The 16,805-nt window shown below is 68.0% G+C and carries 15 protein-coding genes; 4 read left to right on the forward strand and 11 right to left on the reverse strand.

What is annotated here, in order from left to right; all coding sequences use genetic code 11:
- The first annotated feature begins 33 nt into the window (after window positions 1-33).
- Entirely contained in the window at window positions 34-1,218 is a 1,185-nt protein-coding gene (locus P0W64_RS09880; protein ID WP_275479927.1) for an N-acetylmuramoyl-L-alanine amidase, read from the forward strand.
- Window positions 1,219-1,295: 77 nt separating this feature from the next.
- On the opposite strand, the gene P0W64_RS09885 is transcribed toward P0W64_RS09880, so the two are convergent.
- The 10 genes from P0W64_RS09885 to rpmH form a co-directional block, all read right to left on the reverse strand.
- Window positions 1,296-1,973: an acetyltransferase gene (locus tag P0W64_RS09885; RefSeq protein WP_275480030.1), complete on the reverse strand. Its 678-nt coding sequence runs from the start codon at window positions 1,971-1,973 to the stop codon at window positions 1,296-1,298.
- Window positions 1,974-2,147: 174 nt separating this feature from the next.
- On the reverse strand, window positions 2,148-3,197 hold the full coding sequence (locus P0W64_RS09890) for a ParB/RepB/Spo0J family partition protein (RefSeq protein WP_275479928.1): 1,050 nt from the start codon (window positions 3,195-3,197) through the stop codon (window positions 2,148-2,150).
- Window positions 3,197-4,114, reverse strand: coding sequence for a ParA family protein (locus tag P0W64_RS09895; RefSeq protein WP_275479929.1), 918 nt, complete (start codon window positions 4,112-4,114; stop codon window positions 3,197-3,199). The genes P0W64_RS09890 and P0W64_RS09895 overlap by 1 nt, the downstream gene beginning before the upstream one ends.
- Window positions 4,115-5,059: 945 nt before the next feature.
- Window positions 5,060-5,224 (reverse strand): hypothetical protein, encoded by a 165-nt coding sequence (locus P0W64_RS09900; protein ID WP_275479930.1) that lies wholly within the window; start codon window positions 5,222-5,224, stop codon window positions 5,060-5,062.
- A 2,126-nt stretch (window positions 5,225-7,350) separates the two neighbouring features.
- Window positions 7,351-8,127, reverse strand: coding sequence for a 16S rRNA (guanine(527)-N(7))-methyltransferase RsmG (rsmG, locus tag P0W64_RS09905; RefSeq protein ID WP_275479931.1), 777 nt, complete (start codon window positions 8,125-8,127; stop codon window positions 7,351-7,353).
- 122 nt (window positions 8,128-8,249) lie between these two features.
- Window positions 8,250-8,798, reverse strand: a complete 549-nt coding sequence (locus tag P0W64_RS09910; protein ID WP_275479932.1) for a R3H domain-containing nucleic acid-binding protein — start codon at window positions 8,796-8,798, stop codon at window positions 8,250-8,252.
- A gap of 44 nt (window positions 8,799-8,842) precedes the next feature.
- The gene (gene yidC, locus P0W64_RS09915; RefSeq protein WP_275479933.1) at window positions 8,843-10,009 is read right to left on the reverse strand and encodes a membrane protein insertase YidC; all 1,167 of its coding nucleotides are present in this window, start codon (window positions 10,007-10,009) and stop codon (window positions 8,843-8,845) included.
- Window positions 10,010-10,066: 57 nt separating this feature from the next.
- Window positions 10,067-10,402, reverse strand: a complete 336-nt coding sequence (gene yidD / locus P0W64_RS09920) for a membrane protein insertion efficiency factor YidD (protein ID WP_275480031.1) — start codon at window positions 10,400-10,402, stop codon at window positions 10,067-10,069.
- 5 nt (window positions 10,403-10,407) lie between these two features.
- On the reverse strand, window positions 10,408-10,920 hold the full coding sequence (gene rnpA / locus P0W64_RS09925; protein WP_343232849.1) for a ribonuclease P protein component: 513 nt from the start codon (window positions 10,918-10,920) through the stop codon (window positions 10,408-10,410).
- A gap of 11 nt (window positions 10,921-10,931) precedes the next feature.
- On the reverse strand, window positions 10,932-11,075 hold the full coding sequence (gene rpmH / locus P0W64_RS09930; RefSeq protein WP_275479935.1) for a 50S ribosomal protein L34: 144 nt from the start codon (window positions 11,073-11,075) through the stop codon (window positions 10,932-10,934).
- A gap of 651 nt (window positions 11,076-11,726) precedes the next feature.
- Between rpmH and dnaA the strand changes: the two genes are divergently transcribed.
- Entirely contained in the window at window positions 11,727-13,400 is a 1,674-nt protein-coding gene (gene dnaA / locus P0W64_RS09935) for a chromosomal replication initiator protein DnaA (RefSeq protein WP_275479936.1), read from the forward strand.
- 17 nt (window positions 13,401-13,417) lie between these two features.
- On the opposite strand, the gene P0W64_RS09940 is transcribed toward dnaA, so the two are convergent.
- Window positions 13,418-14,299, reverse strand: a complete 882-nt coding sequence (locus P0W64_RS09940) for a hypothetical protein (protein WP_275479937.1) — start codon at window positions 14,297-14,299, stop codon at window positions 13,418-13,420.
- Between the two features lie 400 nt (window positions 14,300-14,699).
- Here P0W64_RS09940 and dnaN point away from each other — a divergent pair, with 400 nt between their 5' ends.
- On the forward strand, window positions 14,700-15,863 hold the full coding sequence (gene dnaN, locus P0W64_RS09945) for a DNA polymerase III subunit beta (RefSeq protein WP_275479938.1): 1,164 nt from the start codon (window positions 14,700-14,702) through the stop codon (window positions 15,861-15,863).
- Window positions 15,864-15,918: 55 nt separating this feature from the next.
- Window positions 15,919-16,803, forward strand: coding sequence for a phosphogluconate dehydrogenase (NAD(+)-dependent, decarboxylating) (gnd, locus tag P0W64_RS09950; protein WP_275479939.1), 885 nt, complete (start codon window positions 15,919-15,921; stop codon window positions 16,801-16,803).
- The last annotated feature ends 2 nt before the right edge of the window (window positions 16,804-16,805 follow it).

A 16,805-nucleotide genomic window follows, 5' to 3' on the forward strand; every position in this document is an offset into this window, starting at 1 on the left:
CAAGGCCGGGCTTGGACCTAGCAGAGAGTCGTCATGCCCCGTATCAGCCTCGGTGACCTGGGCGCCGCGGTCGCGGAGATCCGCGGCATCCTGGCCGATCAGGGATTCCTGGAGGACTACGCTGCTCCGGGCCCGCTGGTCAGCAACGGGTGGACGGTACCGGAGGCCGTGTTCGACCGTCGGCTCGACCGAGCGACCCGCGCCTTCCAACAGCAGCGCGGGCTGCTCGTCGACGGCGTCGTCGGGCCGGCCACATACCGCGCGCTGCGCGAGTCCACGTATCAGCTCGGCGCACGCACCCTGAGCTTCCATGCCTCGGCGCCGCCGACCGGCGACGACGTCGCGACGTTACAGGCCCGCCTGCAGAATCTCGGCTTCTACGCCGGGATGATCGACGGCCACTTCGGGCCGCAGACCCACCTCGGCCTCACCGCGTATCAGCGGGAGTTCGGGCTGGTTGCAGACGGCATCTGCGGACCCGCCACGCTACGCTCGCTGACATTCCTCGGCTCCCGGGTGACCGGCGGGTCGCCCCACGCCATCCGCGAGGAGGAGCTGGTGCGGCGCTCAGGTCCGAAGCTGTCCGGGAAGCGGATCGTCATCGACCCGGGACTGGGCGGCGAGGAGACGGGCCTCGTACTCACCGCGCCCGACGGTGCGCGTATCACCGAGGAGGAGATCCTCTGGGACCTGGGCTCACGCCTGGAGGGCCGAATGGCGGCCGCTGGCATGGAGACGTACCTGTCGCGCCCGCGCGGTATGGCACCGTCGGACGCGACCCGCGCGTACACCGCGAACACGTTCGACGCGGATCTGATGATCTCGCTGCGCACGGCGCACTACCGGAACGCGAAGGGGAACGGGGTCGCCTCGTTCCACTTCGGCAACTCGCACGGCTCGATCTCGACGATCGGCCGCAACCTGGCCGGCTTCATCCAGAGGGAGATCGTCGCGCGCACGCCGCTCGCCGACTGTCACTATCACGGCCGCACATGGGATCTCGTACGCCTGACGCGGATGCCGACCATCCAGATCGACATCGGCTACGCCACCAACCCGCATGACGTCTCGGTACTCGCCTCGGGTGCCTACCGCGACACGATCGCCGAGGCGATCCTCGTGGCGGTGAAGCGCCTGTATCTGCTGGGTGAGAACGACCGTCCCACCGGCACATACACTTTCGCCGAGCTCCTGGCGTTGGAGGAGTCGACCTCCTAGCGCTATGGCGGTGCCGCAGCATGATTCGCCCCCGGCGGGCGAGACGCGCTGCGGCACGTGTCGTTAGAACGACCTGATCAGCAGCCCGCGGGTACCGCGCCCGACGATGTCAGTGTCGCGTCCGCGAGGCTCGCCGCCAACAGTTGCTCGAGCGCATGCTCGACCCCGGCCTTCCAGCCCAGACCCTCGGTGAGCTCGTACCTCAGCCGGGGATACCGGTGGTGGGGCGCGACCACCTGAAAGCCGACCTGCTCGAGCAGTGAGGCCTGCACCAGCGGCGACGTATCACATTGGCACAGCTCGCATTCCGACGGTGGAACCGCACCGTCTGCGAGGCCGAACGCCTCCACAGCGCGCACACCGCGCCGCATCAGATCCTCACAGACCGCGACGACGAGGTCCTCCGCCACTGCGCGATCGAGTCCGGGCTCCACGCTGACACACGACAGCAGCACCGCGTCTGCGCTGACGGGGGAGGTGGGGAAGAGGGCGCTACGAGGCACGCTGCGGGGTGGAGCGTAGAAGGCCCAGCCGACCATCCGGTCCATGCCGTCGACGCGGGAGAACGCCACCTGGGCGCAGGAACCCCACTCCAGCATGACCATGGAGAGCCAGGCCTCCTTCTCGAACTCGGCGTCCGTCAGGCCGTCGGGCCCGACGGTGCCGGGGTCCACCTCCCAGAAGACGCAGCGACGGGCGTCCTTGGGAAGGCTGTCGAAGCCGGAGAGCCTGAGCGGTGCGATGGTCACCGACAAGTCGTCCACCGCCCTCTCTGGTCTGCCGCATGCCGTCCCGTACGACGGTCGACCGCCGGGACCCCGGACGATTCTAGTCGCGCCCGGACCGGCGCGCGCGACGACCTGTCACAGTGACGTTTCCCTCGGGAGCGGCTGCGTGAGGCCCGTGAACCGGTGGATTCGGTCACGAGGCTACTCGGTGGCGAGCAGCCCGAGAATCCGCTCGAGATCATCCGCCGAACCGAACTCGACGACGATCTTGCCTTTGCGGCGGCCCATATTCACCGTGACCCGGGTGTCGAGCCGATCGGCGAGGCGATCCGCGATGTCCCGGAGTTCCGGCGCCGGCTCCGGGCGCGGCTTGGGCGGAGCCACCGGGGCCGCGGGACCTTCTCGATTGGCGAGGGTGACCGCCTCCTCGGTCGCCCGCACCGACATACCCTCGGCGATGATGCGCGCTGCGAGCGCCTCCTGCGCATCCACGCCTGCTGTGAGGGCGAGCAGGGCGCGGGCGTGGCCGGCAGACAGGATCCCCGCTGCGACCCGCCGCTGTACAGCCACGGGCAGCTTCAGGAGGCGGATCGTGTTGGTGACGACGGGGCGCGACCGTCCGAGCCGGGCGGCCAGCTGGTCGTGCGTCACGCCGAACTCCTCGAGCAGCTGCTGATAGGCGGCCGCCTCCTCGAGCGGGTTCAGCTGCACGCGGTGGATGTTCTCCAGGAGCGCGTCCCGCAACATGTCACCGTCCGGGGTCTCGCGCACGATCGCCGGGATGGTCTCCAGGCCCGCGAGTTGACTTGCTCGCCACCGACGCTCACCCATGACGAGCTGATACCGCACGTCACCGTCGGGCTTGGGCAGACTGCGCACGACGATGGGTTGCATCAGCCCGAACTCGCGGATCGAATGCACGAGCTCCGCGAGCGCCTCCTCATCGAAGACGGAGCGCGGCTGGTGCGGGTTCGGCTGAATCTGAAGAGGCGGGATCTCGCGGTAGACCGCACCGATCTCCGTGCCCTCGACCGCGTCGGCCGTCTTGGTCGCCGCCCTCTTCTTGGCCGGCGCCTTCGCCGCCTTGGCCGGGGCGCCCGGGTCCGGTCGAGTGGGCGCCGGCCCGTCGGCGGGGCGCGCCCCGATGATCACGTCGGCCGCGGCGTTGCCCAGCCGCGGGCCCTCGTCCGGCCCCGTGGGAATGAGAGCGGCGAGGCCGCGTCCCAAGCCGCCCTTGCGCTGTGTTGCCATCAGTGCGACTCCCGGTGTGCGCCTCGCAGGGCGAGCTCGCGCCCAGCGTCTAGGTAACTCATCGCGCCGCGCGAGCCCGGGTCGTAGTCGAGCACCGTCGTGCCGTAACCCGGGGCTTCGGACACCTTGACGCTACGGGGGATCGCGGCCGCCAGCACCCGATCACCGAAGTGACCCCGCACCTCGGCCGCCACCTGATCTGCCAGCTTGGTACGCGCGTCGTACATCGTGAGGAGGATCGTGGACACGTGCAACTGCGGGTTGAGGTGCGACTGCACCAGCTCGATGTTGCGCAGCAACTGGCCCACGCCCTCGAGGGCGTAGTACTCGCACTGGATCGGGATCAGCACCTCGCGCGCGGCCACAAGCGCATTGACGGTCAGCAGGCCCAGCGATGGCGGGCAGTCGATGAAGACGTAGTCCAACTCGTCCGCCGCGGCGTCGGCGAGGGCGTTCTTCAAGCGGGTCTCGCGAGCCACCATGCTGACGAGCTCGATCTCGGCACCGGCGAGGTCGATGGTCGCCGGAACACAGAACAGGTTGGGGGAGTGCGGGCTCTGTGCCATCGCCTCCGACAAGGTGCTGTCGCCCAGAAGGAGCTCGTAGCTCGATGCGACGCCCGAGCGGTGATCGACGCCCAGCGCAGTACTCGCGTTCCCCTGCGGGTCGAGGTCGATGACCAGGACGCGGAGTCCCTGCAGGGCGAGTGCCGCAGCGAGGTTGACCGCGGTCGTGGTCTTACCGACGCCGCCCTTCTGGTTGGCGATCGTCAGCACGCGACGTTCGACGGGGCGAGGGAGGGTCCCGGCCGCCCCCGGGGTCAGGACCTGAGCTGCGCGGCTCGCCGCGGCTCCGATTGGGGTGTCCTCTTCACGCGTTCCACGTGAAACCTGGTAACCGGCGTCGGGATCTGTCACGTGCTCTCCTCACTAGACGATTCCATAGTAGTGGTCGGATCGGCCCCTCACACCAGCGCTCTCGACCCCGAGTTCCACGTGAAACGCGTGCGCCCAGAGAGCTACTCCGCGATCACCGATGCGTGTCGACAAGCGATGGAGCGTACGAACAGAAGAGCAGCCTGACCCGGCCGACGATGTGTCAGAGTCTACGGTGCTTCGCCGCCGACGGCGCGCGGAGGTCGCTCTCGTGCGCCGACGGAAGTACGCGCCGCCACGGAGATCGCCGGTCGGCTTCCGGCGTGGACGCATACGGATCCGGAAGGTTGCGCCGACTTGCCCGGCGGGCATCAGCCGGGCGCTCGCGGGTGACTCCGTGCCGGCGCTGACAACGACGTGAGCGACGAGTCGCTGAGCGGATGCACACGTCGCGACGACGACCCTTCGCGATCGCCGCGGAGGCGCCCACACCGCCCGGCGGTGGCGAACAGTTCGACACGGTCGATGCTTTCGACGAGGACGCCGTCGGTCGACCGACCCAACCCGACCACGGCAACAGCGACGTCGGGCCACGTGTCGCGTGCAGTTCCCCGATCGGACCGTTCGCGCGCACCTACGGGCGGCCGCCCGCAGCGTATTCAGGGCGGCGCGCGCAGCCCCACCGCGAGCAGCGCCACGCGATCGGCCGCTGCACCGGGCCCAGCGGCGACGTTCGACGGCGGCCATTCCGCCGCGACAAGAGCAAGCTCCGTTCGCCGACGGCCAGACCATACGCCAGGCCGCGGGCCCGACCGCTCTCGTCCTACAGCCACTGCCTCTCTCGATCACCGAATAGCACCCGTGTAATTCAATGATCGGTCACGTCGCCGCAGTTCCACGTGAAACTGGTGCCACGCGGCGCATCGGCGATCGAGCTCCGGTCCGGAGGATAGGAAGCAGTGACACGCCCATGGTGCGCGGAGGGCGCTACGGCGACTCTCGTACGGAGGGGCTCAACAACGCCACCTGGCACAGCTGCGCCAGTCCGCCCAATGCTCTCGACGAGCCGATCCGGCCGCGCATCGCCGCGACGGTGCCACTGTTCCAGCGACGGGCCTTCGTGCCGATTCCGGATCCAACCGGTCGTTCCACGTGGAACCTACAAGTGCGCGGAGGCCGCCTCGCTCGGCATGTGCGAAGTCCACCGACAGGTAGCCGGACTTACCCGGTGCCGCATCACCGTGTCTACGCCGTGAGGGCTTGCGGGCACGCCATACGCCCGAGCCGGCAGGCCGTCGCGCGGCGTGCTCGGCGAGCGACCGAAAATGCCGACACCGACGCCATTCACGACCAGGCATCTCCGCACACCCGGCCTCGGGCATCGGCGGCGCTACTTACTTCTTGCTAGCTTGCGTCTGCCGACGCCCCATGCGGCAAGGTGCAGCGCCTCCAACGGTCGCGTCGTCCCGGTCCGCAAGGCATCGACGACACGCAAATTCGCCGTCCGTCCGACCGCTTCCCCTCGTCCGACAGAAGCCACCTGCCGCGTCCGTTCCACGTGGAACAGCGCACGCACTCACAGCCCACCGTCCGACCGAAGTCCCACACGAGTCCCGCGATTCACTGCCTTCCTATCCCCGCCGGCGCGGTCTACCACCGCACCCCCGGCAGAGCCGCCTACACGGACCGGCGGCCGAGCCGCCCGCACGAGTTCGCATCGTTGGGTGGGCGGGCGCGGGGGAGGAGCGCCCCGACTCCAGGCGATATGCACCCGGCCCCGATGTCGGTACGGGTGCAGTCGACAGCGGAGGAACTAGACCGGTGCTCCGCCGTCCACCGCGGTCGGCCGCTAGGCAACCGGCGATCTGTGGCCGGGTCCATGGACACCCGTTGGTGCGGCGGCGTCGTTCCACGTGGAACAGCGACGCCCGCCGGCTCGGCTCGCAGCCTCGATCGGACCTCTGCCGACGTCCCTGCGGACATCTCGATCTACCTCCCGGCCAAGAGGCCCACATCCTGCACCGGGCGGCCGGTTCGATCACGTCGAGCTCCGTTCCACGTGGAACATCGCGTGTGCCCATGAACCGCATCGAGTCACCTCACCGCGATCGTCTCCGACACCGCTGCACCGCTCGCGCGAGCGGCTACAGGCGTCCGGTCGAATGCGCGGTACCCGCGGCTACGCCCGAGTCGCCCGGAGCAACATATCCCGGCCGCCGACCGCACCACAGCCGTCACCGGGGTCTGATCGCGCGCCGCGCGGGCGCGCTCATCGTCGGTTTCCGAGTGCGGCGAGATGGCGGCGTCCCAACCGGCGCCCATCGTGTCGGCACGATCGGAGGGGAGGGGATTCCCTGCCGTTCCACGTGGAACACGGCCACCCGGCATTTGCGCGGCACGTCCCCACGACGCCGCACCGTCCCGCGCGGCCAGGCGTACCCGCCACCGAGACCACCGCCGCCGCCTGTATGCAGAACATCCACGCTGGCGGCCTCAGTCGCCTAGCGCCACGCGGCTGCCACACTACGTGGAACTCGATACGTGGCAGCGAGGCACGTCCGCTCGGCACACCGTGACGTGGATCAGCGCGGTCGCAACGGCACACCTGGCATCGCGCACCCGCCAGAGACACCCGGGTTCACGGTGGAAGTCGGTGGGCATTCCGACGACGCAAGCCCACGTTGGCTCAACACCCGCGAGCCGACCAGAGACACGGAGCCTGGGCGGACGAACGTGTCGAACTCCCTCACGAGCCCGCCGCGTGTCGGCGACCAACAGCCTGCCCGCCCGGACTGCGACCCGAGATCCTCGCGCAACCGATGCTGCCTTATCGAACGCGACCGTCGACCGACCGACTCCGCCCGGACAAAAGCGAGGAGCATCGCCGTGCGACAACTGACGCCTATAGGCGAGGACCCTTGAGGATCACGCCGCTCCGATGACCCGGCGCAACCCTTCTCCGATCCGCATTCGAGTGTCGCGCCGTGCAGACTCTCGAGCCAGCGGTTGCTGGTGAGGCGATAGCGCCGGCCGACGGCACCGTTGATATCTTCCCAGCCACCTTAGAAATGGGACGTTCGTACAGTAATAGTCAGGTTGCAAGGCCTTCGGCACGGCCTGCCGATCCCCTCTTGTCACGTGACGAAAACGACCGCGGGTGATCGGTCCAGGAAAAGACGTGTCCGATATACACCTATTCGGCCCTGTGCCGACCCGCACACCACCATCCGCGGCTCGCGGCGAACCGACGCGATGTCAAGGCCGATCGGCCTATCGCGTCAGCGCCGGTGGCCGCCACCACGCGGGCCGCCACCACGCCGGCCGCCGCTACGTGAGGTGCGCGTCGACTGACCCGAGCGCGCGACGCCGCCCGGCTTCACGGCGCCGCCGGTGCGGAAAGCGCGTACGACCGTGGTCGGCGGGTCGACCACGCCGGCACCACACTGCACGACCTCCGGATCCCGAAGCCCAGAGCGTGCGAGCAGCGGACCGTGCTCCTCGATCTCTTCGAACGCCTTCGAGCCTTTGATGGCGAGTAGCCGCCCCCCTTCGCGGAGCAGGGGAGCGGACCACGGAGCAAGCTTCGGAAACCCGGACACCGCTCGGGATGTCACGGCGTCGACCCCGGCCAACTCACGGATGATCGCCTTCTCTTCCGCGCGCCCTCGCACCACGCGGACATTCGGCAGCCGAGTATCGCAGAACTCTTCCAGGAACTGGACCCGTCGCTGCAGCGGTTCGACGAGCACCACCTCGACGCCGGGGCGCGCCATCGCCACCGGGATGCCGGGAAGACCCGCGCCGCTGCCGATATCGACGAGCCGCTCACCGTCGTCGAGCAGTTCGCCCAGCGTTGCACAGTTGAGGATGTGACGCTCCCACAATCGCGGTACCTCACGCGGACCGAGAAGGCCGCGCACCACACCGTCAGTCGCGAGAGCCTCGCAATACTCGACGGCAACGGGAAGCAGGTCGCCGAAGACCTGGGCGGCGACGTCGGGCACCGACGGCAGCTCGGCGGACGCGTCGCCGGGCCGATCGCGATCCTGTTCCACGTGAAACCTCCGAATAACAGTCTTGTGATTCCGGGCTGGAAACGACGATGGGCCCCGGGCTTCGTGCCCGAGACCCATCCTTCCGCATACGCGACGAACGCAGAACCTCCGCCGCGACGCTGTCAGTCCGTCTTGATGACAACGACGCGGCGGTTCGGCTCCGCGCCCTCACTCTCGGAACGGACACCTTCGATCTTGGCGATCGCGTCGTGCACGATCTTCCGCTCGAACGGCGTCATCGGCTTCAGCGCCTCCTTGTCGCCTGACTCGAGCACGCGGTTGGCCACCTCCGAGCCGAGGTCCGACAGACGCTCCCGGCGCCCCGCACGCCACCCCGCGACATCCAGCATCAGTCTGCTGCGATCCCCGGTGCTCTGCTGAACCGCGAGCCGTGTCAGTTCCTGCAACGCGTCGAGAACCTCTCCGCGTCGACCGACAAGCTTCGAGAGATCCTCGCCGCCGTCGATGGCGACAATCGCGCGGTCGCCCTCTACGTCGAGGTCGATATCCCCGTCGAAATCAAGGATGTCGAGAAGCTGTTCGAGGTAGTCGGCAGCGATCTCGCCCTCCTCGACCAGCTCGTCGTCCTCGTCGGCGTCATCCGCCGTGGGCTCAGCGGTAGCGACGGTTCCCGGCTCCTCGGCGGGCGCCTCGGTCGGATCCACAGTCATGGGTAACTCCTACTGCTCGATACTGCGTGTGGTACGTGGAGCGTTCAGCGCTTGCGCTTCTTGCGCTGCTGATTGCTGGGCCTGGCACCGGGCTTGGGGGTGCCTGGTTTGGACGCCCCGCCGGCCGACTTCGTCCCGCCCTTGGTGCTGCCATCGGCAACGACCGGAGCGTCGGACTTCTCGAGGTCGACGGCGGCGTCCTCCGGGGTGGCCTTCTTGCCTGAGCCTCCGGCCTTAGCACCGCCGGACGCCTTACCGCCGCCCTTGTTCCGGCTCGGTTTCGCCCCGGGCTTCGGCGCATTCTCTGCCCGTTTAGCCTCGGCCAGCGCCTTCTTCTCGGCGTCCTCCTTGTCGAGGCGGCCGAACACGAGGTGCTGCTGGAAGTACGTCCAGATGTTCTGCGTGACCCAGTAGAGCAGGATCGCGATCGGCAGGAAGATGCCGCCGACCAGCACACCGAGCGGGAACACCCAGAGCATCAGTTTGTTCATGATCGCGGTCTGCGGGTTGTCGAGAGCCGCCGCGGTCTGGCGGGCGATCGACGCACGGGCGTTCATGTGCGTCGCGACGCCCGCGATGATCATCAACGGAATCGCCAGCGCAATGATCTCCCAGCGCTGAAAGTCGAAGGGACCGTGCAGCGTCCGCATGAACGCGTCCCACTGTGTCTGCGGTTGCTGCACATACGCAGACAGCGGCACGCCGAACAGGCGGGCGTCCAGGAAGCTCTGCACGTCCTGCACGGAGAAGAAGTAGTTGGGCGTGTTGCGCGTCTGTTCGGCGGTCATGTTGACACCGCCGAAGAAGCCGCCGGTGGTACTCGCCATCCGGTTGAACGAGCGCAGGACGTGGTACAGCCCGATGAACACGGGTACCTGGAGCAGCGCGGGCAGGCAGCCGAGGAGCGGGTTGAAGCCGTGTTCCTTCTGCAGCTTCTGCATCTCGAGCGCGAGCTTCTGGCGATCCTTGCCATACTTCTTGCGGAGCGCCTGCATCTGCGGCTGGAACTCCTGCATCTGGCGGGTGGTGCGGATCTGCTTGACGAACGGCTTGAAGAGGATCGCACGCAGCGTGCACACCAGCAGCACGACGGCGAGGCCCCACGCGATGCCGCTGTCTGCGCCCAGCACGAAGCCGAACACCTTGTGCCAGAACCACAGAATGGCAGACACCGGATAGTAGACGTAGTCCAGTGATACGGGATTGAACACGGGGAGAGGGACTCCTGTCGGGTCAGGTCGGGAAGTCGACGGTGGCGGCCTCGGGCGTCAACCCTGGGATTCCGGCACCGCCGGGTCGCCTGTCGGCGGCCCCGGCGGCCGGTGGCCGCAGGAACGCTCGGGGACGGGGTCCCAGCCCCCGCGATGCCAGGGGCCACACTTGAGCAGCCGGATCATGGCCAGCACCAACCCCCGCAGTACACCGTGGGTCTGCAACGCCTCGACTGCGTATTCGCTACACGTCGGAACGAACCGACACGTCGGTGGCCGGACAGGAGATATCCAGGTTCGGTAGAGCTCGATCAAGCCGATCAGCGCGCGCCGAGGCAGCTCGCTCACGCCGTGCCGCTCCGGAGCGGATGCGGACACCTTGACGGACGCGATGTCGTTCACAGCGCACCGAGCTTACGCAGACTCGAACGCAGCTGTGCCGCAAGCTCATTCGAATCGGTATCAGCGGCGGGCCGCAATGCGCGGATCACGACCCGCGCACCCGGATCGACCTCGCTCACGACGGTGCGCGCAGCGGCTCGCAGGCGCCTCGCCACCGCGTGCCGCGTCACGGCATCGCCGACCGCCTTAGAGACGATCAGACCGACCCGCGGCCCGCCCCAGGTGGCCGGCGCTCCGAGCGCGGCGCGCGACGCCGACGGCACTACGGAACGCGATCCAGACACACGAGAACCCGGCCTCGGTGCGGAAGAGCACTCGGAGGTCGGGTCGTCGATGTGGACGACGAGGGCACTACGCCCGGCACGTCGGCCGCTCTTGACGGCGGCGGTGAAATCGCGTGCCGAACTCATGCGGTAGCGGGCCGGTAGCACTTGCTGTCTCGTCTGCCTTCGTATCGCGTCTGTGCGCGGGATCCGCCAACCGGTCGGTCGACACCGCCGCGACAGCACCGCGGATGGACTCAGGCCGTCAGGTTCGAGCGGCCCTTGCGGCGCCGCGACGACACGATCGCGCGGCCGGCGCGCGTCCGCATACGAAGGCGGAAGCCGTGAACCCGCGCGCGGCGCCGGTTGTTCGGCTGGAAGGTCCGCTTGCCCTTGGCCACGGTGACTCTCCTTGCTCAGTGGGCGGCCCTCGCCGCCTGGTGTGGACTACTACGTACTCGCTACACATCTAGCTCAACTATAGGGTCGAGTAGGGCCGACGAATCGGCCGTGCGCACAGACCGGACAAGCCTACGTACGCGCGGTGGGGAGGTCAAACCGGCGCCTCTGACCTGCTCTCCTGCGCGTGACCGTGGTCCGGTAACCCGGGCCGGCGACACGCCGATCGTGGCGCGCTTCCCAGAGAACCGGTGGCATATGTGCATTGCCTTGAGAGCCCGGGCTTCCTCTGTTAACTTTGCTGAATGCGATTCCGGAGCCACGTCCCCGCACCGCGAGGCCGCCGCCGCGATCATGCTGTGACCGATCCGGTCCGGCGGCGACGGCTCTGTCGGGCGACCGGCTGACCGGAGCACACGCCCCCGCAATACGGGGGAGAAGATCATCGGGAACGATGATCGCGCATGACGACTGTGGGCCGCCCACGTCTCCATCAACGTTGTCCACAGCTGTGGATGAATCTGTGGAGTACAGTGCTGTCCGCAGGTGGGTAGGGGTTGCCCACGACGGTGTATTTGACGGTTGACGAGCAGGTCGGAGGCCGGACGGGGTGGAAACCGCCCGGTTCGGCGTGGCCGACGAAGGACGGATCGATGACAGTGGACCCCCTCGCCGACATCTGGGCGGCGGTCGTCGATGAACTCTGCACCACCGGGGCCGACAGCGATCGGCAGCTGACGATGCAGCAGAAGGCCTGGCTGCGTCTCGTGCAACCGCTCACCCTGACCGAGGGTTTCGTGTTGGTCGCCGTTCCGTCGAAGATGATGAAGGACGCGATCGAGCGCAATCTGCGCGAGCCCCTCATCGCGGCCCTGTCCACGCGGCTCGGCCAGCCGATAGAGCTGGGCGTCAAGATCGCGCGGGACGCCACCCCGCCGACGGACGGGCAGGTACCCACGGCCGAACCCGCAATCACGTTGCCGCAGACCCCCGATACCGCCACGCGCGCCGACGGGGCGTCCGCCCCGAGGCCCGACGGGACAGGGGAGGCAGCGAGCTCGGCACCGTCGTTCGTGGAACTCGCGGCGGCCGCGAGCAGCGATCCGGCGGGCGCCGGACTGCACGATCCGGCACCGTCCACGACGGACCTGCCCGTCGTAGGCGGGACCGCCTCGACGAGCCACTGGGACGGCAGCGTGCCGGCGAGCCCCCCGATGGCGACGCGGAATCACACCGTCCCCGCGGTCACCCCGGTCACGGCGTCGGGCCGGCATACGGGACCGTCCGAGCCGGTGCACGGCTCGAGTCTCAACGAGAAGTACACGTTCGACACCTTCGTCATCGGCGCATCCAACAGGTTCGCCCACGCCGCCGCTTTCGCGGTGGCCGAGGCACCCGCTCGCGCCTACAACCCCCTGTTCATCTGGGGTGAGTCGGGCCTCGGCAAGACGCACCTGCTGCACGCCGCCGGCCACTACGCGCGCCGACTGTTCCCTGGTATGCGCGTGAAGTACGTGTCCACGGAGGAGTTCACGAACGACTTCATCAACTCGCTCAAGGACGATCGCCAGGTCCAGTTCAAGCAGCGCTATCGCGACGTGGACGTGCTGCTGGTCGACGACATCCAGTTCCTGGAGGGCAAGCTCGGCATCCAGGAGGAGTTCTTCCACACCTTCAACACACTGCACAACGCGAACAAGCAGATCGTGGTCTCGTCGGACCGGCCCCCCAAGCAGCTCGCCACTCTCGAGGACAGGCTCCGTACGCGATTCGAGTGGGGCCTGATCACGGATGTGCAACCGCCCGAGCTGGAGATCCGCATGGCGATCCTGCTCAAGAAGGCCCAGATGGAGCGCATCGACGTCCCGAACGACGTGCTCGAGCTGATCGCCACGCGTATCGAGCGCAACATCCGCGAGCTCGAGGGCGCGTTGATCCGCGTGACCGCATTCGCATCTCTGACGGGCTCGCCCGTGACCTACGACCTCGCCGAGATGGTGCTACGAGACCTCGTGCCCGACGCGTCCACCATCGAGATCAGCTCGACGACGATCCTCGCCGTAGTAGCCGAGTACTTCGAGACGACCGTCGCGGAGCTGCGCGGCACAGGCAAGACCCGCGCGGTCACCAACGCACGACAGATCGCCATGTACCTCTGCCGTGAGTTGACGGATCTGTCACTGCCGAAGATCGGCCAGATATTCGATCGCGACCACACCACCGTCATGTATGCGGAGCGCAAGATCCGCAAGGAGATGCCGGAACGTCGCCGCGTGTACGACCAGGTTCAGGAGCTGACGACGCGGATCAAACGCCGCAGCCAATAGTGCGCCGGCCTGACGCGTCAACCGGCGTTGCACATCACCATGCCGCCCGTCGACGAGTTGTGGACGATCTGGGAGCCGTTCTTGGTGATGCTGCACTCGGCGGCGCCCTGGAACCCTACCGCCGTCACGGAGATGATGAACGAGTCGGACTTGAACGTCGCACGCCACGGAAGTGTCTGCGGCCCAAGGGTGTTCTGGTTCGGTATGCCGACGGCGATGATCTGTGCCGAGCCGCTGCCCGTCACCTCGACGGTGTACTCCGCGGCCGCCGAGTTGGTTCCCGATCCCCCTCCCAGGCCCGGTATCGGGGGCAGGGTGAACGACGGCAGCTCCGACGGCATGGTCACACTCGGTAGCGCGGGCTCGGTGGTGGTCGACGGTGCCTCCGTCGACGACGGCGTCGCATCCGCCGCGGTAGACGTCGAGCTCCCGCTGTTGCCCAGCAACGCGATCACGCCCACGATCGCAGCCACCAACACGACGGCCACGATCGCCGCTGCGATCAACAACGGCTTGCGATTGCCACCGCCGGGGCCCTGTGGCCCGCCGGGCGGCTGGTAGTCACCGGGCGGAAACTGCCCGCCCTGGTACTGCTGCCCGCCCTGATTCGGGTACTGCCCTTGATACTCGCCGGGCTGCCCCGCGTACTGACCGCTCGGGTACTGCCCCTGGTACTGCTGTCCCGGCACCGTATATCCCAGCGCGTATCCCGACGCGTCGGGCGCGGCCGAGGCTCCCTGTGCGCTCGCATAGCCCTGTTCGGCATCGTCGCGCTCGAACGGTCGCGTCGGGCGGTACCCGCCCTGGCCGCCGTCGCCCACAGGCGCGCCCGGACCACCACCCGCCGGAGGCCGACCGTCACCGTCGGGCGCGTACGGCCCCTCTCCCGGATGTCCCATGGTGTTCTCCCCACTCGCGAACGACACGCGGTTTCGACGCCGAATCTACCCGCGCAAGGCCTGTGGACGGAGAGCACTCGACCAGTGCAGAACCTGTGGAGGACTCGAGGACCGGCCCTCACAATCGGAGCCGGTCAACAATGACATCCATGTGGTTCCACAATCCGCTCTCGAGAACTACACAACCGGACACGCCTGCTGCCCTGCGGCTACCCGCTCCATCCACAGGACTCACAGGCGTTACTACTACATCTTTTTCTTCTCTAGAACTCTCTTCTGAAAAGAGCAGATGTGTAGTTCGGTCGCTTGTGCGTCGAGCCGACCACGTAGCCTGTATCCCACGACAACCGTGCTCCGCATGGTCGACCTGTGCTGTCTCCAACCGAAAGGCGTCGCCGGCATGAAGTTTCGCGTCCCGCACGAGGAGTTTGCGGATTCGGTCGCGTGGGTGGCCCGCAGCCTGCCGTCGCGCCCTCCCGTCCCCGTCCTCGGCGGCGTGCTGCTGACCGCGGACGACGCGGGCCTCACCGTCTCGGGTTTCGACTACGAGGTGTCCGCGCAGGTGCGCGTAGGCGCGGAGGTCGCCGACGAGGGCCAGGTCCTCGTGTCGGGCCGCCTGCTAGCCGACATCACCAAGTCGCTGCCGAACAAGCCCGTCGACGTCGAGCTCGACACGACGCGTGTCGCGATCACATGCGGTAGCGCGCGGTTCTCCCTTCCGACCATGCCGGTCGAGGACTACCCGCAGTTGCCCGACCTGCCTACGCAGACCGGCACGATCGAGCGCACGTTGTTCGCCGAGGCCATCACGCAGGTCGCCGTTGCAGCGGGGCGCGACGACACGCTGCCGATGCTGACGGGTATCCGTGTCGAGATCGAGGGCGAGAAGGTCGTTCTCGCGGCGACCGACCGGTTCCGGCTCGCGGTGCGTGAGTTCAGCTGGACGCCCGCGAGCCCCGACACCAGCGCCGCGGTCCTGGTTCCGGCGAAGACGCTGTCGGATGCGGCGAAGACGTTCGCCGTCGACGCAGAGGTGGGCATAGCGCTGGGCGCGGGCTCCGCGATCGGCGCCGACGGCCTGCTGGGTGTCTCGGGAGCCGACCGCCGGACGACCACCCGCCTGCTCGACGCCGACTTCCCCAAGTTCCGCCAGTTGCTGCCCGCCTCGCACACGGCGATCGCGACCATGGAGATCGCGCCGCTGCTCGAAGCCATCAAGCGCGTCGCGTTGGTCGCGGATCGCGGTGCCCAGGTGCGGATGGAGTTCAGCGAGGGCTCGCTGCGGCTGTCGGCAGGCGGCGACGACGCGGGCAAGGCCGAGGAGGAGCTCGAAGCCGAGTTCCGCGGTGAGCCGCTGACCATTGCGTTCAATCCCGGATACCTGCAGGACGGCCTGGCGGCCATCCACGCGGACTCGGTGATGTTCGGTTTCACGACGCCCAGTCGGCCAGCGGTTCTGCGCCCGGCGATGGACAATGGCATCGAGCCGGACGACTCGGGGGCATTCCCTGCGCCACAGAGCGCCTACACCTACCTGCTGATGCCCGTGCGCCTGCCCGGCTGACCGTGACCCGTGCCGCGGGGCGGTTATTCGATGCACTGACGGAAGGCTGGACACAATGCAGTTGGGTCTGATCGGGCTCGGCAAGATGGGCAACAACATGCGCGACCGCATCCGTGCGGCCGGGCACGAGGTGGTCGGATACGACCCCCGCCCCGAGGTCACCGACGTGCCGACGCTGGAGGCGCTCGCCGAGAAACTCGAGGCGCCGCGGGTCGTATGGATCATGGTGCCCGCGGGCGAGCCGACTCGCGACACCGTGGAGAAGCTGGCCGGGATCCTGTCCGAGGGCGACCTGGTCATCGACGGCGGCAACTCCAAGTACACCGATGACCGGCCCAATGCCGACCGTCTCGCGGAGAGGGGCATCGGTTACCTCGACTGCGGCGTATCGGGCGGCGTCTGGGGAAAGACGAACGGCTATGGACTGATGGTCGGCGGCTCCACCGAGAACGTCGAGAAGGCCATGCCGATATTCGACGCCCTGCGTCCCGAGGGTCCCCGCGAGGACGGCTTCGCGCACTCCGGCCCCGTCGGCGCCGGCCACTACGCGAAGATGATCCACAACGGCATCGAATACGGCCTGATGCACGCGTACGCGGAGGGTTACGAGATCCTCGAGGCCGAACCTCTCATCGAGAACGTCACCGGCACCATACGTGCCTGGACCAAAGGCACCGTTGTCCGTTCGTGGCTGTTGGACCTGCTGGTCAAGGCCCTCGAGGAGGATCCGGGTCTGGCGGCCATCACGGGCTACACCGACGATTCAGGGGAGGGACGCTGGACCGTCGAGGAGGCGATCAGGCACTCGGTCCCCGCGCACGTCATCGCGGCCGCTCTGTTCGCACGGTTCGCGAGTCGGCAGGAGGACTCACCTGCGATGAAGGCCGTCTCGGCACTGCGCAACCAGTTCGGTGGTCACGCCGTCCAGAAGGCCGACTAGCA

The organism is Tsukamurella sp. 8F (assembly GCF_029167375.1).
Lineage (GTDB): Bacteria > Actinomycetota > Actinomycetes > Mycobacteriales > Mycobacteriaceae > Tsukamurella.